At 63.0% G+C, this 19,904-nt stretch carries 21 protein-coding genes and 4 pseudogenes; 8 read left to right on the top strand and 17 right to left on the bottom strand.

Translation table 11 applies throughout. The features are described from left to right. Positions 1-99: 99 nt before the first annotated feature. Positions 100-1,191 (top strand): enolase C-terminal domain-like protein, encoded by a 1,092-nt coding sequence (locus tag AB5K84_RS07555; RefSeq protein WP_441232383.1) that lies wholly within the window; start codon positions 100-102, stop codon positions 1,189-1,191. A 5-nt stretch (positions 1,192-1,196) separates the two neighbouring features. Here the strand turns inward: AB5K84_RS07555 and ubiV are convergent, their stop codons facing one another. The 3 genes from ubiV to ubiT form a co-directional block, all read right to left on the bottom strand. Continuing rightward, positions 1,197-2,087, bottom strand: coding sequence for a ubiquinone anaerobic biosynthesis protein UbiV (ubiV, locus tag AB5K84_RS07550; RefSeq protein ID WP_038967330.1), 891 nt, complete (start codon positions 2,085-2,087; stop codon positions 1,197-1,199). A gap of 62 nt (positions 2,088-2,149) precedes the next feature. After that, positions 2,150-3,127: a ubiquinone anaerobic biosynthesis protein UbiU gene (gene ubiU / locus AB5K84_RS07545; protein WP_038967329.1), complete on the bottom strand. Its 978-nt coding sequence runs from the start codon at positions 3,125-3,127 to the stop codon at positions 2,150-2,152. Continuing rightward, the gene (ubiT, locus tag AB5K84_RS07540) at positions 3,127-3,708 is read right to left on the bottom strand and encodes a ubiquinone anaerobic biosynthesis accessory factor UbiT (protein ID WP_236842140.1); all 582 of its coding nucleotides are present in this window, start codon (positions 3,706-3,708) and stop codon (positions 3,127-3,129) included. Before ubiT ends, ubiU begins: the two co-directional genes overlap by 1 nt. On the opposite strand from ubiT, the gene AB5K84_RS07535 reads away from it, so the two are divergent. The 3 genes from AB5K84_RS07535 (at position 3,708) to AB5K84_RS07525 (ending at position 6,455) form a co-directional block, all read left to right on the top strand. Beyond that, complete coding sequence (locus AB5K84_RS07535; protein ID WP_011090356.1) at positions 3,708-5,294, top strand: UbiD family decarboxylase; 1,587 nt, start codon at positions 3,708-3,710, stop codon at positions 5,292-5,294. The two genes, ubiT and AB5K84_RS07535, sit on opposite strands and share 1 nt — an antisense overlap. Continuing rightward, on the top strand, positions 5,291-5,875 hold the full coding sequence (locus tag AB5K84_RS07530; protein ID WP_011090357.1) for a UbiX family flavin prenyltransferase: 585 nt from the start codon (positions 5,291-5,293) through the stop codon (positions 5,873-5,875). Before AB5K84_RS07535 ends, AB5K84_RS07530 begins: the two co-directional genes overlap by 4 nt. 112 nt (positions 5,876-5,987) lie before the next feature. Next, on the top strand, positions 5,988-6,455 hold the full coding sequence (locus AB5K84_RS07525) for an NUDIX hydrolase (RefSeq protein WP_038967328.1): 468 nt from the start codon (positions 5,988-5,990) through the stop codon (positions 6,453-6,455). A 15-nt stretch (positions 6,456-6,470) separates the two neighbouring features. Here the strand turns inward: AB5K84_RS07525 and AB5K84_RS07520 are convergent, their stop codons facing one another. Further along, on the bottom strand, positions 6,471-6,941 hold the full coding sequence (locus AB5K84_RS07520; protein WP_011090359.1) for an L-2-amino-thiazoline-4-carboxylic acid hydrolase: 471 nt from the start codon (positions 6,939-6,941) through the stop codon (positions 6,471-6,473). A gap of 217 nt (positions 6,942-7,158) precedes the next feature. Between AB5K84_RS07520 and AB5K84_RS07515 the strand changes: the two genes are divergently transcribed. Continuing rightward, on the top strand, positions 7,159-7,437 hold the full coding sequence (locus tag AB5K84_RS07515; RefSeq protein WP_236842141.1) for a hypothetical protein: 279 nt from the start codon (positions 7,159-7,161) through the stop codon (positions 7,435-7,437). 67 nt (positions 7,438-7,504) lie between these two features. Here AB5K84_RS07515 and AB5K84_RS07510 read toward each other — a convergent pair. After that, a pseudogene (locus AB5K84_RS07510) lies at positions 7,505-8,020 on the bottom strand (IS21 family transposase); the annotation flags it as partial. Positions 8,021-8,560: 540 nt separating this feature from the next. Here AB5K84_RS07510 and AB5K84_RS07505 point away from each other — a divergent pair. Continuing rightward, the gene (locus AB5K84_RS07505; RefSeq protein WP_162185849.1) at positions 8,561-8,755 is read left to right on the top strand and encodes a hypothetical protein; all 195 of its coding nucleotides are present in this window, start codon (positions 8,561-8,563) and stop codon (positions 8,753-8,755) included. Positions 8,756-8,892: 137 nt separating this feature from the next. On the opposite strand, the gene AB5K84_RS07500 is transcribed toward AB5K84_RS07505, so the two are convergent. From AB5K84_RS07500 to AB5K84_RS07485, 4 genes are all read right to left on the bottom strand, one after another. Then, on the bottom strand, positions 8,893-9,756 hold the full coding sequence (locus AB5K84_RS07500) for a sugar phosphate isomerase/epimerase family protein (protein ID WP_011090363.1): 864 nt from the start codon (positions 9,754-9,756) through the stop codon (positions 8,893-8,895). 6 nt (positions 9,757-9,762) lie between these two features. Continuing rightward, entirely contained in the window at positions 9,763-10,548 is a 786-nt protein-coding gene (locus tag AB5K84_RS07495) for a substrate-binding periplasmic protein (protein WP_011090364.1), read from the bottom strand. An 18-nt stretch (positions 10,549-10,566) separates the two neighbouring features. Beyond that, positions 10,567-10,893 carry a c-type cytochrome gene (locus tag AB5K84_RS07490; RefSeq protein WP_162185850.1) on the bottom strand — a complete coding sequence of 109 codons (327 nt, stop codon included), beginning with the start codon at positions 10,891-10,893 and terminating at the stop codon, positions 10,567-10,569. 90 nt (positions 10,894-10,983) lie between these two features. Beyond that, positions 10,984-12,705, bottom strand: coding sequence for a pyrroloquinoline quinone-dependent dehydrogenase (locus AB5K84_RS07485; protein ID WP_038967340.1), 1,722 nt, complete (start codon positions 12,703-12,705; stop codon positions 10,984-10,986). Between the two features lie 1,038 nt (positions 12,706-13,743). Here AB5K84_RS07485 and AB5K84_RS07480 point away from each other — a divergent pair. Then, positions 13,744-13,934: pseudogene (locus AB5K84_RS07480) on the top strand (DUF892 family protein); the annotation flags it as partial. An 18-nt stretch (positions 13,935-13,952) separates the two neighbouring features. Here AB5K84_RS07480 and AB5K84_RS07475 read toward each other — a convergent pair. The 6 genes and pseudogenes from AB5K84_RS07475 to AB5K84_RS07450 all read right to left on the bottom strand — a co-directional run bounded on the left by AB5K84_RS07475 (position 13,953) and on the right by AB5K84_RS07450 (position 17,067). Further along, positions 13,953-14,417: a DUF3147 family protein gene (locus AB5K84_RS07475; protein WP_011090367.1), complete on the bottom strand. Its 465-nt coding sequence runs from the start codon at positions 14,415-14,417 to the stop codon at positions 13,953-13,955. A gap of 16 nt (positions 14,418-14,433) precedes the next feature. Then, positions 14,434-14,772: pseudogene (locus AB5K84_RS07470) on the bottom strand (DUF3147 family protein); the annotation flags it as partial. Beyond that, on the bottom strand, positions 14,769-15,374 hold the full coding sequence (locus AB5K84_RS07465) for a cupin domain-containing protein (RefSeq protein WP_038967327.1): 606 nt from the start codon (positions 15,372-15,374) through the stop codon (positions 14,769-14,771). The pseudogene AB5K84_RS07470 and the gene AB5K84_RS07465, both read right to left, overlap by 4 nt. Further along, positions 15,361-15,513: pseudogene (locus tag AB5K84_RS07460) on the bottom strand (phosphatase PAP2 family protein); the annotation flags it as partial. The pseudogene AB5K84_RS07460 and the gene AB5K84_RS07465, both read right to left, overlap by 14 nt. A gap of 111 nt (positions 15,514-15,624) precedes the next feature. Continuing rightward, the gene (locus tag AB5K84_RS07455; protein ID WP_165448179.1) at positions 15,625-15,792 is read right to left on the bottom strand and encodes a hypothetical protein; all 168 of its coding nucleotides are present in this window, start codon (positions 15,790-15,792) and stop codon (positions 15,625-15,627) included. Positions 15,793-15,978: 186 nt separating this feature from the next. Beyond that, positions 15,979-17,067, bottom strand: a complete 1,089-nt coding sequence (locus AB5K84_RS07450; RefSeq protein WP_011090369.1) for a DUF1236 domain-containing protein — start codon at positions 17,065-17,067, stop codon at positions 15,979-15,981. A gap of 229 nt (positions 17,068-17,296) precedes the next feature. Between AB5K84_RS07450 and AB5K84_RS07445 the strand changes: the two genes are divergently transcribed. Beyond that, on the top strand, positions 17,297-17,524 hold the full coding sequence (locus AB5K84_RS07445; protein WP_011090370.1) for a hypothetical protein: 228 nt from the start codon (positions 17,297-17,299) through the stop codon (positions 17,522-17,524). A gap of 250 nt (positions 17,525-17,774) precedes the next feature. On the opposite strand, the gene AB5K84_RS07440 is transcribed toward AB5K84_RS07445, so the two are convergent. Then, positions 17,775-18,284 (bottom strand): PRC-barrel domain-containing protein, encoded by a 510-nt coding sequence (locus AB5K84_RS07440; protein WP_011090371.1) that lies wholly within the window; start codon positions 18,282-18,284, stop codon positions 17,775-17,777. Between the two features lie 383 nt (positions 18,285-18,667). Then, positions 18,668-19,801, bottom strand: coding sequence for a glycosyltransferase family 4 protein (locus tag AB5K84_RS07435; RefSeq protein WP_011090372.1), 1,134 nt, complete (start codon positions 19,799-19,801; stop codon positions 18,668-18,670). Between the last annotated feature and the right edge of the window lie 103 nt (positions 19,802-19,904).

The following is a 19,904-nucleotide window of genomic DNA, read 5'->3' as shown; positions in this document are numbered from 1 at the left end:
CAACCCCATTTTATGGTGGTCGCACCAAGCGTCTTTCCGTTTCATCACGAAGGTTTAAGATCGGGATCAACCTGCATTGATCATCCGGAGCCAGCACCCATGACCGAGACCGTCCGCATCAAGCGCTTCAATGCGCGGCCCGTGATCGTGCCGATGAACCTGCCGCTCCAGACCTCGACCGGGGCGGTTGCCAGGGCGCCGCTGGTGCTGATCGACTGCGAGACCGACCAGGGCGCCCGCGGGCACGCCTATCTGTTCTCGATCACGCCGTCGGCCCTGAAGCCGCTGACGGCGATGGTCACGGAAATGTCGGAGCTGCTTGCCGGCGACGAGCTGCTGCCGTTCGAGATCGAGCGCAAGCTGACCCAGCGCTTCACGCTGCTGGGCCTCGCCGGCCTGCAGCGGCTGGCGCAATCCGGCATCGACATGGCGGCCTGGGACGCGCTGGCCCGCAGCAAAGGCCTGCCGCTGGCAAGGCTCCTCGGCGGCGCGCCGAAGCCGGTCAAGGCTTACAATTCGAAGGGGCTCGGCATCATGCCGGCAGGCGCCGCGGTGGAGGAGGCGCACAGGTTGCTGGCGGAGGGTTTTCACGCCGCCAAGATCCGCGTCGGCCGGCCCGATGCGCGGGAGGATCTCGCGGTGGTGCGCGCGGTGAGAAAAGCCGTCGGCGATCAGGTCACGCTGATGTGCGACTACAACCAGGCCCTGACGGTCACCGAAGCCATCCGCCGCGGCGAGATGCTCGACGAGGAGGGCTTGAGCTGGATCGAGGAGCCGATCCGCCACGACGACTACGAGGGTTGCGCCCGCATCGCGGACGCGCTGCGCACGCCGGTCCAGATCGGCGAGAATTTTGACAGCGCCTTCTCGATGCAAGCGGCGCTGTCGGCGGAAGCCTGCGACTACGTGATGCCTGATGTGCAGCGCATCGGCGGCGTCACCGGCTGGCTCCGCGCCGCCGCGCTCGCGCATGCCGCCGGCATCGAGATGTCCACCCATCTGTTCTCGGAAGTCAGCGCGCATCTCTTGTGCGTGACGCCGACCGCGCACTGGCTGGAATATGTCGACTGGGCCGACGCGGTGCTTTCGACGCGATTGAAGATCAAGGACGGCTTTGCTCTGCCGAACGAGGAGCCGGGCAACGGCATCGCGTGGGACGAGGCGGCGGTGAAGAAATATCTGGTCAGCTGATCCGGCTACGTTCGCGCGAAGGAAAAGCCGGACTGGCCGCGAAGGAACCCGTTGGCAAAGGCGACGCCCGGGTAAAGCTCGGACAGGCGGCCATTTGCCTCTTCGGCTGACCTGCGCCCGTCGAGCACGTCGCGAAAGGTCTTTGCGACTTCGACCATGTCGCAATCCTGCGGCGACAGGCGCAGCGAGCCGATCCCGGCCTCGCGCAGCGCACCGATGTCACTGACGAGATTGGTGCAGGCATGCGACAGGGTCTGCACGCCGTTGATGGTCAGGAAATCCTGCTGGTCCAGCGTCTTCAGCGCGAGCCCGTCGGGGTCCTTCTCGCAGACGAAGCGGCAATTGTCCTTGGAGAGCTTGTGAAGCCGCGCATGGTAGCAGCGGGCCGCGATCGCCAGCGGCACCCTGCCGAAAGCGAATATCTCGATCACGGCCTCCGGCAGCGCCGCGGCGATCGCCGCCGCTGATGCGACCGGCAGTTCGGGCGGCAAGCAGATGCGCGCGGCGCCTTGCCGGACGTGAAAGGCCGCGCTGGTCTCGTTGTAGATGTTGACGAAGGGCCCGATGGCGTGCGGCCGGCCCTTGATCGACCTGAGGCAGGTGAGGTCGTTGACTTCGACCAGCGCGTCCCCGGCGGCGCAGAGCTCTTCGGTCTGACGCCGTTCGCGCCGCAGCGACACCAGGATCAGCGAGCCCAGCAGGACCTGCTTGCCGGCCTGCTGGAGGCGTTCGATCACCTCAGGCAGATGCCCGGCGAAGAACGGAGACCGTTTCGAGCACACGATCTCGCCGACGGAGACGACGTCGACCGGCGCCTCGTCGGCGATCCGGAAGTAGAAATCGCGCCAGCGCTCCGGCGCCCAATTGTACAGGACCGGGCCGAGACTAAGCTGCATCGGGGCATCTCTCATTCATGGCTGGACCGCCAGCCCTCGCTTCACCAGTCATCGCCTAACGATCATCGCCATGTCTTGCGATAGGCGCCGAGCGTGGAGGCCTGGCCTTCGGTGAACGGCTTCAGGCTCACGATATCGGCTTCGCTTCCATCCTCCAGCGTATCGAGCGCGCGGCGGAAGTGACGGACCACGCTCTCGATATAGGCGCGTCCGCGCTGGCGTCCCTCGATCTTCAGCGCGGCCACGCCGGCGCTCCGCAATCCGCCGAGCAGCGTCGTGGCGTCGAGGCTGACCGGATCCTCGAAAATGTAGCCGTCACCAAGCGCCGTCGAGAAGCGCCCCTTGCAAAGGGTCGGATAGCCCGCGGCTTCCTGGGGAGCGAAGCGGTTGATGGTGAAGCCGCCGAGCCGGGATGTCGTTCCTTTCGCGGTCTCCTCATAGGCCACGTGACTTGCCGGCGAGCAGACGCCCTGCATGTTCGGCGATTTTCCGGTGGCATAGGACGACAGGGAGCAGCGCCCTTCGGCCATCACGCAAAGGCCGCCGAACACGAACACCTCGGTCTCGCATGTCGTCTCGCGGGCGATCTCGGCGATCTCCGAAACGCTGAGCACGCGCGGCAGCACGACGCGGCGCGCTCCGAACGTCTCGACATAGAAGGCGATGGCGTCGGGGTTCGCGGCCGCCGCCTGCACCGAGACATGCAGGCGCTGGTTCGGATGGCGCCTTGCGACATAATCCATCAAGCCGATGTCGGCGACGATCAGCGCGTCCGCACCGGCATCGACGGCATCGTCCACCGCCCGTTGCCAGAGTGCCACGGACGACGCCCGCGGAAAGGTGTTGATAGCGACGAGGATGCGCGCGCCGCGTCCGTGGGCAAAGGCGATCCCCTTGCGCAGCTCGTCGCGGCTGAAGTTCAGCCCGGGAAAATTGCGCGCATTGGTCTCGTCGTTGAAGCCGCAATAGACGGCGTCCGCGCCCGCATCGATGGCGCTCCGCAGCGCGGCCGGCGTGCCGGCGGGACAGATCAGCTCCATCACGTCCGCTCCCGGGACGCGCCGGTCAACCTGTCCCGCGCGTGCTCGAACGAACGCCTGGCCGGCTCGCCCAGCGGACCGAACAGGGACGCCAGCTCTGCGGCCAGATCGAGCCGCGCATCGTCGATCGCGTTACGCAAGGCCAGCACCGCCTCCATGTCGCCCTCGATTCCGAGCTGGCGCGAGAACATCAGCGCATCGCCGTCGACCCTGCCCTCGACCAGGGCCAGCAGGTTCGCGAGCGAGGCGGAGACGCAGGCGTCCAAGCCGGATGGCAATTCGCGCACCACCGACAATCGCGCTGGCGCGGCCTCGACGATGAACGCGAACGGCAAGTCGGTCGGCTTGATTCCGAACCGTGCACGGCGATGTTCGCCGAGCCTGTCGAGCAGGCCGGGATTGCGCCTCAGGATCCGCTCCAGGAACCCACCGAGAACGAGTTGCAGCGGCAGCAGGGGCAAGGGACGCAGCGCGAGCGCGAGAAGCGGCGGGATTGTCGGCAACGGGCCGGACGCGAGGGACGAATGACTCATGGGACATATCTGAGCCGATTGCGCGCGAATGTATTTGAGCGGGAACAATGAGGAGCGAAATCGCTCCGGCTAGCTTCTGCTCCTTTCAGGAGATTGTCCGCTTGCAACGCGACGTTCCGCGCTTCCGCGAATTATCCGACTTCCTGCGCTTCATCGAAGGCAAGGGACAATTGCGACGCATTCGCGAACCGGTCTCCGTGGTCCATGAGATCACGGAGATTCACCGGCGCGTCATCGGCGAGCACGGACCGGCACTATTGTTCGAACGGCCGATCAGGGCCGACGGCCTACCATCCGGCATGCCGCTCCTGACCAATCTGTTCGGCACGGTGGAGCGGACCGCGTGGGGCATGGGCATCACGCCTGACCGGCTCGAAGAGCTCGGCGCGATGATGGCCGAGTTGCGCGCACCGCGCCCCCCGCACGGCGTTCGGGACGCCTGGCGCAAGCTGCCGCTGGCCCGCGCCGCGCTTGCGACCCGGCCGCGCTCGCGCGCAGCCGCGCCGGTGCAGGATCGCGCCGCCATGGGCGAGGACATCGATCTGACGAAACTGCCGGCGCAGATCTGCTGGCCGGGCGAGCCTGCCCCATTGATCACCTGGCCACTGGTCATCACCGCGCCGCCGGCATCGCCGGCCGCCGACCAGGAGGAGAATGTCGGCGTCTATCGCATGCAGATCCTCGGCCGCGACCGCGCCATCGTCCGCTGGCTCGCCCATCGCGGCGGCGCCCGGCATCATCAGCAATGGAAGGCCGTAGGGCGCGACATGCCGGTCGCAATCGTCATCGGCGCCGACCCCGCGACCATCCTTGCCGCGGTAATGCCACTGCCCGAGACGATCTCCGAGCTGCGCTTCGCGGGCATCCTGCGCGGTGAGCGGCCCGAGCTGACGCCCTGCCTCACCGTACCGCTCGAGGTCCCTGCCACGGCCGAGATCGTCATCGAGGGCTTTGTCTCGGCGACCGAGACGGCGGCCGAAGGTCCCTATGGCGATCACACCGGTTACTACAATTCGGTCGAGCAGTTTCCGGTGCTGCGCGTCACCGCCATCACGTCGCGGCAACAGCCGATCTATCTGTCGACCTTCACGGGCCGCGCGCCGGACGAGCCGTCCCGGATCGGCGAGGCCCTGAACCGGCTGTTCGTGCCGCTGATCCGGCAGCAATTCCCCGAGGTGACCGACTGCTGGCTGCCGCCCGAGACCTGCTCCTACCGGGTCGCGATCGCATCGATCAAAAAGCGCTATCCCGGCCAGGCACGGCGGCTGATGCTGGGCCTGTGGTCGATGCTGCCGCAGTTCAGCTACACCAAACTATTGATCGTGGTCGACGACGACATCGACATTCGCGACTGGCGCGAGGTGATGTGGGCGGTGGCGACGCGGAGCGACAGCTCGCGTGATCTCGTGGCGCTGTCCGACACGCCGATCGACTATCTCGACTTCGCCTCGCCGAAATCCGGCCTCGGCGGCAAGCTCGGGATCGACGCCACTACGAAGATGCCGCCGGAGACGGAGCGGGAATGGGGCGAGCCGCTGGCGATGGATTCCGCCGTGATCGCCAAAGTCGATGCGATGTGGCCGGCGCTCGGCCTCGGCGGGATCGGCGGGCTGCAGCTACGCGAGCCCGCATGAGCGAGCGGCATGGCGTGATCGTCGGCATCAGCGGTGCCTCGGGCGCGGCCATCGGCGTGCGCATCGTCGAGCGGCTGGCGGAGAATCCACACTGCGCGGTGCATCTGGTGATCTCACCGGCAGCGGAGCGTACGCTCGCCGAGGAGGTCGGCCCCGAGGCGCTGCCGCGCCTGCGCGCCCTCGCCTTCCGCGACCATGCGGTTTCGGACATCGGCGCCAGCATCGCCAGCGGCTCGTTTCCGGTCGGCGGCATGATCGTGGCGCCGTGCTCGATCCGGACGCTGTCGGCGGTTGCCTTCGGACAGCTCGACAATCTTCTCGTGCGCGCCGCTGACGTGCAGCTCAAGGAGCGACGGCGCCTGGTGCTGCTGGTGCGCGAGAGCCCGCTGCATCTCGGCCATCTCCGCGCGATGGTCCAGGCCACCGAGATCGGCGCGATCATCGCGCCGCCGCTGCCGGCCTTCTATCTGAAGCCGCAGTCGCTGGCCGAGATCGTCGATCAGATCGCCTGCCGCGCGATCAATCTGCTGAACCTGCCGGACATTGCGGCGCCGGCGCTGAAATGGCACGGCGATAGATAAGCGCCAGCGCGCGGCGGCGTTCAGGTCCGTCGTCTCGGGCAGGCCGTTCTGGCGCCGATCGATGAGGGCGTTCATCGTTGCACGCAAGTGCGACAGGGATTATCGATGCTGCATGACCAAATGGCGTCCTCACCCCCATATCCGAGTCGTCGCGACCGGCCTGCACTGGCGGGACGGGCGGTTGCTGGCGGCCGAGGTTCGCGACGATGCGGGCCGGATCAAGGGCGTGCGCCCGCTTGGCGGCGAGATCGAGTTCGGCGAGAGCTGGCGGGCGGCGCTCGTGCGGGAATTTTGCGAAGAGCTCGGCATCGACATTGCCATCACGGGCGAACCACTGGTGATGGAGAACATTTTTGCGCATGAGGGAGAGACCGGGCACGAGGTGATGTTCATCGCCGAGGTCGCGTTTCCCGACGGCGCGTTCAGCGGACAGGACCGCATCGATTTCCGCGAGGATAACGGCGAGCAGATCGTCGCGCGCTGGTTCGACCTCGCCGATCTCGACGTGGAGGGCGGACCCAGCCTCTATCCGACCGGATTGAAGGATCTGCTGCTGGAGGCAAGAGACGGAACTGCGTGAGAGGCGTCGCTCTCATCACGTTCCGCCCGTATCGCGCCGATAGCGGAAGTCGCAATGCGGCGCGCCTTGCATGATCGTCTGCGTGCGCGTGAGCCTGACGTCGGGGCCGAACCCTTCCGCGGTCGCGAAGTCGGCGGTGCAGACCAGGAGAAAGCCGAGCTCCGGCTCGCCCAGCGCCTTGTAGAACTCGGCATAGGCGCATCGCTTGACGTCGAACGCGAAGGCGTCGTGGCTCTGCTCGATCACGTCATAGGCGAGCGCATCGTCGCGGGCATAGGTCCCGAACGCCGACGATACGGCCTTGCCGAGATCGCTCTCGTTCTTGGCTTTCCAGAACTCCTCGCCGAAGCCGCGATAGAGATCGCCGAGCGCCTTGCGCACCAGCGCGTTGGCGCGCGCCTCGCCGAGCTCGGCCTGGAGCGCCTTGACCAAGGGCACCAGCACCTGGGCCTGGATCTTTGCCTGTTCGATGACGGACACGCTCATGGGCAACCTTCATCCGGGTTACTTCACGCCACAGCACGATAACTCAACTTGCTGTTGGCGGCGAGAGCTTGCCTGTTTCGTCCTATGACGTCCCAAAGCCTACGTTTCCGTGATGTCAGGGTTATCGCCGATCGTGCAATTCTGAAAACGTCGACGCAGCCATCAATGGTATGATGAGTACCATTCAAATGCCGCCGGCAGATGACCAGAGGTGAACATGATCCGACCCGAGATGTCTCCAAGCAACGTCAGGCCACGACGTTCTTCACGACGCCGTCATGTTGCGGCGGTGGCCGCGGCACTGTTTCTCGCCACCACGTACTGGTCAGTCGGAGGCGCGCAGGCTGCCGCGAATGACGCCGAGGCACGAGCCATCTTCGAGAAATTCATCGCGGCACAGAATGCGCATGATGCCGATGCGGTGAAGGCGATGCTCTTGAATTCGCCCGGCACGCTGCTGTTTGCCAGCGGCGAGGAGCCGCCGCAGGCATACTAAGTAGTTCACGCGCTCTTGGAGCCTACGCGCTGACGGGGGCACGGGTCGCTTCCAGCGTCTTGCGCAGCTCGCAGGTGCTGGCAAGCTTGCGCCGGATCCGCTCGATGGCGGCCGGCAGCACCCAGTCTTTGAAGGGAGCACCGTTGCGCAAGGCGCCGGGTTTGCGGGCGAGCACCGGCACATATGCCAGGGGCCGTAGACGGTATCGCCGCGGCCAAAGGATCCCGGGTGCTCGGCAACGATGCTGCGACCGAGTACTTGTTGTTGTCGAAGCGCACCAGGTCTTCGAGACCGACGCCGTCACCGCATGGAAGCCGTCGAAGCGGCCGGCATAGGCAACGAGTTTGGGGCGTTCGCCTTCGAACACTTCCCAGATCGTCCGATCGACCAGTTCCGGATGGCGATGAGCCTTGGCGTAAGCGATGCATTTGTCGAGCAGCCAGGCGTTTAACTCGTCGAGGTTTTTGAACCGCAGCCGCGGCGTGAAGAAGCGTTCCCTGACCAGCCCGACCTGGTTCTCGACCTGCCCCTTCTCCCAGCCCGACGCTGGCGTGCATCGGTGCGCGTCGCAAGGATGGTGGGCAGTTCAGGTCAATCGCGTCGGTTTGACAGGCCACCGAGGACTTCCGGTCAAGCCTGGTGAATGGACTTCCAGAACCGCTTTCATGGAGGGAGCGGCGGTCGCCAGATCGAAGAAGCCCAGGGAGGTCTGATAGGTTTACTGGATACGACAGAACGCAGTTGCTTGGGACGTCCCATGGTCGGACGACAAGATCGCTGCGGCGCGCACCCGGGAGCGCGAGACCAAAAATCAATTCTTCGCAGGAGAGACACCAGCAAACTTCTGGCAACGCTTCTGGCGCTGGCTATTCGGATAAGGGCTTCGGTCGGACCAAGAACAAGAGAGCATTGACTTCGCACAAGATGGGATGCCACTTACGCTTCGCCCACACCGGTTGGACGACAGCAAGCGCTGGGAGGAAGGCGATCAACATCGACGCAAAGATCTTCAGCAATTTTTTGCAAAACTCCCCCATCGAACGGACCCGGGTCAAGTATCGCAAATGCGATCGTTCGGCCCGGCAATAAATTACCGTCTGATGCCTTGCACTCCGACTTCAACATGTTTCTTGAGCTTGCCCTCGTATTCTATGAAGCGACCTGCCGTGATCTGATCGTAAGGGCGCAGGCGCGGATTCGAGCACGGCAACGCCATCACGAGGTCAGCATTGCCTTCGCGATTCTTCAGCCGAACCATTCGCGTATCGGCGAAGTCGGTGGTCGCGCCGATGAAGACGATCGCGCATGCCAGAGCTGAGATCTGAGAATAGCCCCAGCTCCGGACCTTCGAAGCTGGGGCTGAGCCTCTCGATTGGGACCGGCAAGGGGATAGCCGGCAACACAATCTTAGCTCCTCCACCGAAGTCGAGGGATCACAATCCGGTGTCGAAATCGTCAAGGTGTACGTGGCAAAACAGAGCTGCGCGTCAGAAGTCGCTGACGCTTAAGGAAGGCGATGCTCGTCTGTATGCTCCGCATCGGATCAGCCGAAACGTCCTGTTCGACGAAAACATGTTGCACACCGCTCTCCGCGGCGGCTTCGAGTATCTCGGCGAAGTTAATCGTACCGTGACCAAGTTCGATGGTCGATCCGTTCTTTGCCATGTCCTTCAGGTGCAGGAGGCGAAATCGCGATGGATGCCCTCTCAAGAAGCGCGCTGAATCGAGATGTCCCTTGGTTGCCCAGTAAACATCGAGCTCGAACATGACAAAGCGCTCATCGGTGCGGCTGAGCAGAACGTCGTATGGCTGGATGCCACCTGCCAAGTTCCCGAATTCAAAATCATGATTGTGATAGGCAAGCGTTAGCCCGGAACGCTGCGCCAGTTCACCGATCGTGTTCAGAGTGTCACAAATCCGCTGCCAATCATCGAGTGTTTGCCTTTCCGATACGTCCAGCCAGGGACAAACGACGAACCGGCTGTCGAGCAAATGGGCGATGTCGAATGCTGAGTTGGCGTTGTTCCGCAGGCTGGCGTAGTCGAGATGCAGCGATGGTGCGGTGAGATCCAGGCTGCGCAGGAGCTTGCGGGTGAGCCTCAGGTCGTTCCCGAGAATGCCGGCAAACTCCAGCTCGCGATACCCGAAATTCGCGACTTTCCTCAGCGTTCCTTCGAAGTCGGCCTTCAGCGGGTCGCGGACGGTGTAGAGTTGGAGACCGATATTCCACAGTTCCCGACCGGAAACCGGCTCGATTCCCATCGTGGCACCGGCCGCGATCCCTCCCAAAACAGTGCGTCTGCTGAGTGGCGCCAGCACGCTCGGCTACCTTGGTGCCTGCAGTACGACGCCATAGCTCTTGTATATCCGATCGACGGTGCCATCGGTTCGTAACCGATCGAGAGCTCCATCCATGGCTTCGCGTAAGGCATCATCAGGGCGAACCATGCCGACGGCGACATTCCAGTTGAGATCCACCGTGCTCTCGTCGCGATCAAGGATGCGGAGCGCCTTGTCGGGATGCGTCAGATTGAAATAGCTCGCCACGGTGGGCGTCACCGCAGCGGCGTCGATCTCGTTATTCGAAAGGGCCTCGAGACTGTCGCTCTCGAAACCAAAGGTCGATGTAGGTACGTGCCGCTGACTAATTATCATGGCTGCGACGGACCCGACCTGCACCCCGACCTTGGTATGCTCGTTGAGGCTCTTGAACGACGTAAGCGTGCTGGCGGATGGCACGGCCAACGCGACGCCCGTGCGATAGTACGGTTTCGAGATCCTCAAGTGAGTTTCGCCTTGCGCCTCGCGGTCGGCGATCACATCGAGAAGAATGTCACAGCCAGCGCTACGCATTTGGTACTGGGTAATGATCCAATCAAGCCTCAGGGAGACGCCGAGCTCCCGCGCCAGTGCTTGTCCCAATTCAACCTGAAATCCGGGAGGATCCCCGGCTTTGCTCGCGAATGGAAGCGAGTTCGGGTGAGCACATAACCCAAGTACGCCGGCCGAGCGGATTGTCTCGAGGGATCGAGCCCGTGCCGGCCCCAGCAAACCTGCCACCGTCACGATGATGAGCGGGAGGATCAGTTCTGTTCCGCGTACCTTGCGCATGGAGTTTGACTCGCCGGCTCATCCCTCTCGCGGCTTTAATTCCCGGATGTACTTGATGATTTGGTCGATCTGAGCATCGCTGAAGGTAGAATCGAATGCAGGCATCGCGCCTTGTTTGCCGTTCTTGATACGGTCGCGAATAAAATCGTCATCGCGCGTCGTGTTCATGAGCTGCGGTCCCTTACCCGCCGCGCGGCCGCCATCGGAATGACACCAGCCGCAGGTCGTTGCGAACAGCTGCTTAACATCGAAGTTCCCGTTGTCCGGCGCAGCGGAATCCGTCTGCGCGGAGACAGGCGTGGCACATGCGAACCAAGTGGCCAGCGCCATCAAGCTCAACTTCATGACGCAGAACTCCACTTTCCGTTAGCCCTGACCGTTCCAAGGCACGGGGAGCGAGCTTCTGTCGCTCCCCGCCAGATTGTCCGAAAACCCCTATTTCAAGCTGTACACGATGAGCGCGCCATCATCGCGCGGCATGCTCTTGTAAACGCCGCCGAAGGTCGGCGCGTAGTCGTCCGACGCCATGCCGCCGAAGCCCGCGGTCACGGCGACATATTGCTTGCCGTTAACGGCGTAGCTGACGATGCCGCCCTGGTGGCCAGTGCCGTCGGAATGGCTCCACAGCTCGGCACCCGACTCGGCGTCGTAAGCATGAAGGGTGCCGCGCGAGTCAGGCACGAAGACGAGATTGCCACCGGTCGATAGCACGCTTCCAAGCGGCGGCTCGGGGTAGCGAACCTCCCACTTCTTGACTCCGGTCACCGGGTCGCGCGCGTCGAGATGACCGTAGATCTCGCCGCCCGGAGGAGGCGCGATCTTAAAGTCGGCGCCGATGTTGAGCTGGGCTTGGGGCGCGGTCACCGGTGTGGTCTTCATGACCTCGAGCGTCATGCACCATTCTTGGCCGAGCTTGTAGTATAGACCCGTCTTCGGATTGTATGAACCCGAGTTGAAGCTGACACCGCCGGAAATATGCGGGCAGAGGGGTTCATTGACCTTGCCTGCGGAGAAGTCGCGACGGCCGATCAACTCACCTGTCTTGGGATCGATATCCTTGACGAAGTTGCTGTTCTGAGTGATCCGCCAGACATTCTTGATACCCAAATTACGGTCATAGACGAAGATGTAGCCGCTCTTATTGGGGTGCACCACGAGCTTCTGCCCGTCGCGATCGAGCATTACAAACTCACCGACCGCGCTGTCGAAGTCCCAGGCGTCGTGCGGCAGCTCCTGATGATAGAACTTTAGTTTGCCGCTATCGAGATCGAGACCGATCACTGAGGTCGTATAGAGATTGTCACCTGGGCGGGCGCCTTGCGTCTTGTAATCGGAGCCCGACCAATCGTAGAGCGGCGCCGGGTTCGCGGTGCCCCACAAGATGGTGTTAGTCTCGGAATCGTAGGTGCCTGGCATCCAGCCGCCGCCGCCGCCGGTGCGCCAGGAGTCACTGCCCCAAGTCTTCATGGCTTCGTCGGTGCCCGCAACCGTCAGGAACTCCCATTTCTTCTTTCCTGTGGCGGCATCGACAGCAAAGATCGGGCCGCGGCCCGGCCATTCGCCGCCCTGCGCGCCAATGATCACCGTGCCCTTCGCATAGAGGGGCGCGCCGGTGAAACCGACCGTCAGCTTTTGGGAATCGATAAGCTTGGTGTCCCAGGCGACCTTTCCAGTCTTCATATCAAGCGCGATGAGCCGGCCATCCATCGTGCCGACGTAGACCTTGCCTTCTCCGAGCGCAGCGCCGCGATTATAGGGAGAGTGCGTCTGCCGCGCGATCAGGGCTTCGTCAAGTTCGGGGAAATAGGACCAGATCACCTCCCCTGTCGCGCCGTTCAGCGCAAACACTCGACTGTAAGAGCCCGTGTAGTAGAGCACGCCGTCGGCCGCAAGCGGCATTGACTGCAAGCCACGGGTGGACCGTCCCGGAATATGGATCCAGGCAACGCTTAAGTTACCGACATTGCTCGTATTGATCTGCGAAAGGGGACTGTAGTGATAAGACTTATAGGAACCGTGATAAGTCAGCCAGTCGTTCTGGCCGCCGGTCTCGATGCGCGCGGTATCCACAGTTTGGGCAACGGTTGACGACGCGGCAAACGTCGCACCAATCGCAACAACCACAGGCAAAGACAAATAACCCCACCGTTTCTTCATATGCTCGTCCTCCATTTCATTTTTATGGCACTTGGTCATTGCCTTGCTGGGCGCGCTGCGCCCTGTTCATTTGTCGACCCGAATAGATACGGCGTGCCAACAATCTCACCTCGTATCATAGGAACCCCGGCATCGAGGCTTTCGTCGAGTTCCACTGAAGGGGCTGCTTTCCGCACGGAGATGCACCCGCATCTCGTCAGTCATTTCGTCCAAAAGTTGTTTGCTGGGCACACGATATCGCCTGCAGGCAATGCCCGCGCTTATCGCGGCATTGCGGACGACTCGATTGACGCATCGCACAATCGGCGGCCGGCTTCCACTTTGCACATGCAGAGCGTTTGCAGCCATCGCGTCTAACTGCCTCTCAGCCTCGAATGGCCCATGCAGCGAGTTTCGGCTTGCTTGACGGCATCGTTGCCGCGGAATGTGGCGACACGGCGCCGAGTTGTATCATCCAAGGCGATTTTGTGAAGACGGCAAGCAGGTCGCGCACTAAACCGGGATTTCGTCACCTGAGCTGACCTAAAGACTTCACGGGCATCCCACACCGAAACGGCCGGCGCGTCGCATGGAAGTCCGTTCTTCCTTGGGGTAAGGCAGACTTCGCCTATCGACCAATCACGAGCGAGGAGAAGGCAAGCCCCCACGGCCTTACAGAACTACAGCCTATCAAGATTGTTCGCTTAACTCGCAGTGCATTCGACAGGACCAGGGCGCATTCCGCGATGGAGCATGAGACTCTGCTTGAAGCTGCGAAGCAGCGCCTGGATGCAAGCACACGAGCCAAGCGCCAGCGTTGAAAGACAGTCGAGCATCCGTTGGCACGATTAAGGCGCGCAGGAGAGCGACACAGTTCCTTACCAAAGCGCTCCCCAAATTAGCCGGCGAAGTGGCTCTATCGGTCTGGCTTATGGCCGCCATCCCGCGCCTGATCAGACCTTCTCAAACATCCATAGTGCCAGCACGCGCGTGCCGTATGTAAGCGCGACGCCTGTCAGAATCATTGCGATTGTTGTCCAGTCGCTGTTGAAGAGCGAGGCCATCGTCGCGAATGTGCAGGCCGTCGAGCACTCCGAACAGCTCGCTGAGCGCCCGGGCCGAGGAGCTTGGTCACGATGATATCGTGTGCTTCCTCACCAAATCTGAACGAAGAGAAGGCGGCCGGCACCATGCTCAACACAGTGGCGCCGCGCAAGGGCGTCAACGCCAAGGCTTCGAGCGCGGCCTGATCGAGTTTCAAGGCGGTTTCAGCGGCACCGCGACAACGCGGTGCCGCTGTCTCGTTGTGCCAATCGGGCAAGGCGGACCTGCCGGCGCACGAACCAGGCGGCGACGGCCACGGTCAGCCAAGCCAGCGAAGCGCCGATGAATGCGCCTGCGACGCTCCGCTCGACGAGGAACCAGAACACTGCGGCGAAGGCGAGCATACCGAGAGCGCCCAGTGCGGCACCGGCGGCATCTAGCGCGGCGGCCTCCCGCCCTCGCCGCCTCCCTTCGAGACCAGCCTCCCGTTTGCGACGGAGTTCGTGCTTCTCTATTAAGGTCGCGCTGGCGCAGAAGATCGCCGGGAGCGCGAGAAAGAGACCTCCGATCGACGCTCCGTAACGACTGCTGATCAATCCCGTGAACGCGGTGGCGGCGCCGCCTAGGCCGAAACGCACCAAGTATTCGTACCACCACCCTTCCCGCAGCGACGAGGGCGAGACCTTCATCGGAAGCCTCGCGCGTACCCCCCGCGAGCGCCCATAGACCGAAGGCTGCGCCTAACCAGACGACGATAGAGACGATCGTCGCCGGCAACGCCCGCATCCGGGCGCGCATGAGGAGCTGGCAGACCAGGATGCTGTAGACCACCAGCGCGACCGCGCCGGCCATCATGGAAAGGCTTTGGGCCCCGGCGTAGACGGCGCCATGTTCATAAATCGCGATGCCCAGTGTCGCGAGCGCAACCGAAGGTGCCGCCCCGAAGAGGCCGGCGAAGCTCTTCGGCTTCAGCACGTCGCCCAACATCGAGAACGCCGAAACGACTGCGCCTCCGATCAGGAAACGGATGAGGTACTCGGTCATTTCGGCCTCTTCCAAAGCTTCTTGAGCGGCCCCGCGCCGCCATAGGCCGGGTCCTTGCGCGGCACCGGTACCTTCGGAATGGTCTTCAGCGCGCGCGGACGGTCCTCGACAGTCGTGCACTCGTCGTAGGTGCCTGCCGACGGATAGGCGCCGACGACGAGAGAGTCCTTGTCCGCCGCCAGGCATTGATGGCCGGTCCCAGCGGGCAGGACTACGACGTCGCCGGCCTTCAGCGTGAAGGTCCGCCCCTTGTTGCCGCCGAAGCGGACGCGCCCCTTGCCGCGCGCTATCCCGAGGACCTCGTGGATTCTCGAATGGTAGTGAACATAGTCGTAGATGCCGTCGCGCCAGCTATCCCCCCATCCGTTGCCTTCGAACAGGTCTTCGAGCACCGCCGCAGGATCGTGCTGCTCGTCGAGTCTGACGGCGCTTCGGTACAGCATCAGGGGCCAGCGCGGGTGATTGGGCACAAGGCCGTCATCCCTAAAGCGGACCACGTGTGGCTTCCGCGGACGAGGCAGTTCGGAAGCCCGACGCTTGCCCGGGCGACGAAGACCGGTGGCGCGTTCGGCGTATTCCTTAAGGTCCTCAAGTAGCGGCATTATCTGTCTCCTTGACGGGATAGCCCGTCCATAGGCGAAGCATTCGTTCGAGCGCCGCACCAAGGGCGAAGCCGGCGACGACGTCGCTCGCCCAGTGCGCCAGCACGACGATGCGCGTCAGACAGAGGCCCACCGCCAGCGCGAGGATCGCCCGGCGGGGTCACACCCCGGCCCCCGAGCTGGGGCTTTCGGTTGTCGGGTGTCGAGAGGAGGCTAGTGTTGAGGTAGCGTGTAACGGCCCGGTCCTTAGCTATCGGTCGGCTCTGCTCCGAGAGTCCTTGGACCCGAGAAGCTTCAGCGCCGTATCGATCTTGGCGAGGAGCGCCTGGATTTCGGCGCGCTCGTTCGCGCCGGGTCCGGCTTCAAGCCGCGCCAGCAATTGCTCTTTCTGTCCCAGCAGCTTCGCAAGAGCGGACATCCGATCACCGCAATGTCGACCGTATCGAAAGGGCCGCTCGGAGAGCGGCCCTTTCTTGGTAACCGGCTACGGGTTGCCGAAGCTGAAGCCGCTGAGCGGGGCGGCGCTCGCAGCCGATCCCAAAAGGGAGGCGGCGAGCATTCCCAGTGCAATGATCTTCATGAATGTTCTCCTTCCTTGGCGAAATCAGTCGATCTCTTCGATGATGCGACGTTCCTGCGGTTCGACGATGTAGGTTCGGCTATCCCGGTGAATGTATCGGTACTCCCGCAGGCTCGGCGCCTCGCGATAGACCTCGTCGGGGAAGGCATCGATTTCCACGCCGTCCGGTAGGCGCTCGCCCCGGCGGATCTCAGTTCGCACTGTGCTGCCGGTCGTTTGCCGCTCGCGCTCGACGGGACGCGCCTTGACGTGCTTGCGGATCACCTCGCGATCACGATCGCTGAACGTGGTCTTCCGCTGCTCGGTGCGCGCCGGAGCGGCCGCCGTGGACCGGCCCGAGTACGGCAGGACCGCGACGATCTTGTAGCTGGAGGGCTCCACGATCACGACTTCGTCCTTCACCAGGACGAAGTTGTAGCCCCGGTACTGGGGCACGATCTCGACGACCTCCGCCGGCAGCGGCTGCAGACGGACATCCCGCGGCACGGCAGTGCCCACGGACAACGAGAAATTCACGTTGTTGAGGGGCTGCACGTTGAGGTGCGAAATCGACGTGCTGATCCGTGTCCGCTGCTGATCATTGATGTTCACCGAGGCATTCACGTTCGTGTTCGACGAACGATCGGCCGTATTCTGCTGGGTGCTCGGCTGCTGGGCCGTGTTCGTCGAGTTACTACCCGTCGGAGACTGCGCCTGACTGGCGCCCGAAGCTGGCGGGTTCGCGCTCTGCGCCCGGTTGTCCGTAGGCGGGTTGGTCTGCGTCTGGTCCGAAGGCGCATTGGTCTGGTTGGAGGGCTGGCTGGTCTGCGCCTGATTGGTCGAGTTGTTCGAGGTGGGCGCCTGCGTGGTGTTGGTGCCCGTACCGGAATTGGTCGTTTGGCCTGCAGCGCTCTGGCCGGTCGATGACGGAGACTGCGTCTGGGCCGAATTGGTCGAAGGATTGGTCTGCGCGGATCCCGAAGGTGTTGAAGAGGACGGCGTCGTCGAGGTGGAATCCGGCTGACGCTGCGTAGTTGACGGATTGGAGTTCGACGTGCTCGGAGAAGATTGCGCAAGAGCCGAAGTCGCGATCGCGACAGCAGCCGTCGTAGCCAAGAATAAACGCTTGTCCATCTGAACCTCCTAAATGCGGATGTCGATCAACCTCCGATGCGGCACGCGGTTCCTTTTCGGGAAAACCCGGCAGCTCTCGTGGCGGCGGGAGGTGAATTTCTTCCGGTAGACCCAAGATCGCGGTTGTGCCGAAATGGCGCTGGGGCGCTGCAGCCGCGAACAAACGGAACTTCAGTCAAACCACGCCGTTGGCAGTGACTACTTACGAATCATTTGAGGAGGACACACCATGAAGAAGCTGATTGTGTGCGGCGCGCTTGCCGCTTTCGCCCTCGGCACGCAGGCCGCCAGCGCCGCCGAGTTCTACATCGTGCGCGACGCGACCACAAAGAAGTGCACTGTCGTCGACACCAAGCCGACCACTACGACCACGACGGTGGTGGGCAACGGCGTCTACAAGACCAAGGTCGAGGCCGAATCCGCGGTGAAGACCACCAAGGTGTGCACCGAACAGTAAATATCGCGGGCTTCAGGCGGCCACTCGGAAGCGTTCGGACAGCAATTGGAGGAAATGCCCGTACTCATTTTGTGGGCCGTTCCTGCCGTCCTCGTTATTGGCGGCCTCGGCTATTTCTTAATTCACATGCACTGAACGACGACCCGCCCGATGATCCGGGCGGGTCTTTTTTCCCGACAACCGTCGGTGGCTCACGGCGGACAAAAAAGGGCCCCGTGATGGGGCCCTCATCTCCGAACTCTCGTCCCATTTAGTTGTAATCTGAGTATTTGAACTGCGGGAGCGCCTTCAATTGCTCCTTGTTGCCACTCATGACGGCGTGGTCAGGGACCCAATCGTTCGTGCTGCGGTTCGTGGTGGTTGTCGCTGCGGCGCCGGTGGTGGTGTCGCGCGACGTGGTCGAGGTGCTGCTCGAACTGGTCCGGACCGGCTCTTCGACGAACTTCAGCTTGTCCATCGAGACGGCGATGTCGTGCTCACCCATCCCCAAAAAACCGCCGATGCCGATCACCACCGCGTTGATCTTACCGCTCTTGTCGACGAGCAGCTCGTTGATGTCGCCGAGCTTCTCGTTGGCCTCGTTGTAGACGTTCAGGCCCATGAGCTTCGAGGCGCGCCAATTTCCCTTGAGCGCGATCTTCGCATCGGCCGAGTGGGTGGCCGCCGGCGCGGCGCGATCGGCCGGCTGAGTGGTTTGCGCGTACGCAGCGCCGCCGATCACAGCAGTGCCAAGCAGAGCGACGGCAAGAAAGCTTTTCATCGATTATCTCCTCCAACGTGAGCCAACATCCGTACAGATGCCGGCGCCAACGCCCGGGGCTGCCACTTGTTCCTGAATTGACTCTTGTTCAGAACGGTGCTCTCGCGAAGGATTCGATCCGCGCTGCGGACGCCGGTGCGCTACCGACGTTCGGTGGTAACAAGCCGGACGGGAATGCGCTTACCGTCGGAGCGGAGGCAGGCTTCCGAGAAATGCGGCCAAACCTGCTTCGAACAGACTTCCGCTTCCTTCGTGGAATCGCTTGCCGGCTGGACCTGCGGCTGCGGAGGAGGCGCCTCATCCGCAAGAGCCGCCGTCGTTGCGAGCAGAACGAAAGCTGCCGTTGCGTAAATAATGGTTTTCATGTGTCCTCGATCGCCAACTCAACGACCAGAGTCCGAAGCCGTTCCGACAGGTCGGGAAGACTGTGCTGCCCCTTTCGCGAATCCTTCGTCTCCTCCAGGTATCTGAACACTCTCGGCTGCGCGGACTCCGCGATCGACCAACTCGCGATATCGGATCTCGTACTCCCTCGCCATCCGGCTCGCGGCGAAGCGCTCCTCGAACCGGGCCCGGACTGCTCTTCTGTCCAGCCGGCCCAGTTCGTTCACCGCCGCGATCGCCTGCTCCTCGTTGTCGACGATAAAGCCGGTCACGCCGTCTTCCACCACTTCGGGCACCGAGCCCCACCGGTAAGCGATCACAGGCGTCCCACACGCCATCGCTTCGATCATGACGAGCCCGAAGGGCTCCGGCCAATTGATCGGAAACAGCAACGCGGCGGCCCCGGCGAGGAAGGGCTGCTTCCTGATTTCGTCCACCTCGCCGACGAGCCGGATCTCTTCACCATCGATGTTCGGTTCGAGCTTCTTCTTGAAGTAGGCCGTCTCCGCGCGAGGAATCTTGGCGGCGACCCGCAGCGGCATCCGCGCGGCCCGCGCGATACGTATGGCGGCTTCCGGTCCCTTGTCTGCCGTCAGCCGCCCGAGAAAAGCCAGGTACGAACCATGGTCGTAAGAGGGCCGAAACAGGTCCTTGGGCATGCCGTGCTGGATCGTTGCGATCCAGTTCGCATCCGGAAGCGGCCGACGCTGGTTGTCGGAAATCGAGACGAAGCCCGCGTTCGGAAAGGCCCCGATCACCTTCGATAGACCGGGAAGGTCGAGGCGGCCGTGCATCGTCGTGAGGAAAGGCACCCCGGTCCGGCTGAGCACAGGAAGTGGCAACCAGTCGACGTGGGAGTGGATCACGTCGAAGTCGCTCGCGCGCTCGGCAATGGCTTCTATCAGCAACGCGCAGGCGGCGCTCGGGTCCGCGCCCCTCCGGCCCAGGCGCAGTGCGCGCGGCCACACCGGGTGGAGCTTTCCCTTCGTCTTCGAATCTCCGCTCGCGAACAGGGTGACGTCGTGTCCGAGCTCGACCAGTTCGTCCATCAGCCAGGCGATCACCCGCTCCGTGCCACCATACAGCTTTGGAGGAACGCTCTCGGCCAACGGAGCAAGCTGGGCAATCCGCATCGGCTAGGCCCCGAGCACGAACCGCAGGACCGTCACGATAGTCGCGGAAATGAGGGATGAAATCGCGAGCATTGTCCAACTCGGCCTTGTGCTTCCGCGAGCC

It is taken from the genome of Bradyrhizobium sp. 1200_D9_N1_1, from assembly GCF_052075915.1.
In the GTDB taxonomy this organism is placed as follows: Bacteria; Pseudomonadota; Alphaproteobacteria; order Rhizobiales; family Xanthobacteraceae; genus Bradyrhizobium; species Bradyrhizobium diazoefficiens.
This window is presented reverse-complemented; position numbering and strand designations above follow the sequence as displayed.

Bases quoted from the DNA above. Each gene is read 5' to 3' on its own strand.
- AB5K84_RS07465 (WP_038967327.1), bottom strand. From the start codon at position 15,374: ATGCCGCTACTTGAGGACCTTAAGGAATACGCCGAACGCGCCACCGGT.
- AB5K84_RS07435 (WP_011090372.1), bottom strand. From the start codon at position 19,801: ATGCGGATTGCCCAGCTTGCTCCGTTGGCCGAGAGCGTTCCTCCAAAG.
- AB5K84_RS07485 (WP_038967340.1), bottom strand. From the start codon at position 12,705: ATGAAGAAACGGTGGGGTTATTTGTCTTTGCCTGTGGTTGTTGCGATT.
- AB5K84_RS07495 (WP_011090364.1), bottom strand. From the start codon at position 10,548: ATGCGCAAGGTACGCGGAACAGAACTGATCCTCCCGCTCATCATCGTG.
- AB5K84_RS07555 (WP_441232383.1), top strand. From the start codon at position 100: ATGACCGAGACCGTCCGCATCAAGCGCTTCAATGCGCGGCCCGTGATC.
- AB5K84_RS07505 (WP_162185849.1), top strand. From the start codon at position 8,561: ATGTTTCTTGAGCTTGCCCTCGTATTCTATGAAGCGACCTGCCGTGAT.
- AB5K84_RS07445 (WP_011090370.1), top strand. From the start codon at position 17,297: ATGAAGAAGCTGATTGTGTGCGGCGCGCTTGCCGCTTTCGCCCTCGGC.
- AB5K84_RS07450 (WP_011090369.1), bottom strand. From the start codon at position 17,067: ATGGACAAGCGTTTATTCTTGGCTACGACGGCTGCTGTCGCGATCGCG.
- AB5K84_RS07475 (WP_011090367.1), bottom strand. From the start codon at position 14,417: ATGAAGGTCTCGCCCTCGTCGCTGCGGGAAGGGTGGTGGTACGAATAC.
- AB5K84_RS07455 (WP_165448179.1), bottom strand. From the start codon at position 15,792: ATGTCCGCTCTTGCGAAGCTGCTGGGACAGAAAGAGCAATTGCTGGCG.
- AB5K84_RS07520 (WP_011090359.1), bottom strand. From the start codon at position 6,941: ATGAGCGTGTCCGTCATCGAACAGGCAAAGATCCAGGCCCAGGTGCTG.
- AB5K84_RS07515 (WP_236842141.1), top strand. From the start codon at position 7,159: ATGATCCGACCCGAGATGTCTCCAAGCAACGTCAGGCCACGACGTTCT.
- AB5K84_RS07535 (WP_011090356.1), top strand. From the start codon at position 3,708: ATGAGGAGCGAAATCGCTCCGGCTAGCTTCTGCTCCTTTCAGGAGATT.
- ubiU (WP_038967329.1), bottom strand. From the start codon at position 3,127: ATGGAGCTGATCTGTCCCGCCGGCACGCCGGCCGCGCTGCGGAGCGCC.
- ubiV (WP_038967330.1), bottom strand. From the start codon at position 2,087: ATGCAGCTTAGTCTCGGCCCGGTCCTGTACAATTGGGCGCCGGAGCGC.
- AB5K84_RS07440 (WP_011090371.1), bottom strand. From the start codon at position 18,284: ATGAAAAGCTTTCTTGCCGTCGCTCTGCTTGGCACTGCTGTGATCGGC.
- AB5K84_RS07525 (WP_038967328.1), top strand. From the start codon at position 5,988: ATGACCAAATGGCGTCCTCACCCCCATATCCGAGTCGTCGCGACCGGC.
- AB5K84_RS07490 (WP_162185850.1), bottom strand. From the start codon at position 10,893: ATGAAGTTGAGCTTGATGGCGCTGGCCACTTGGTTCGCATGTGCCACG.
- AB5K84_RS07530 (WP_011090357.1), top strand. From the start codon at position 5,291: ATGAGCGAGCGGCATGGCGTGATCGTCGGCATCAGCGGTGCCTCGGGC.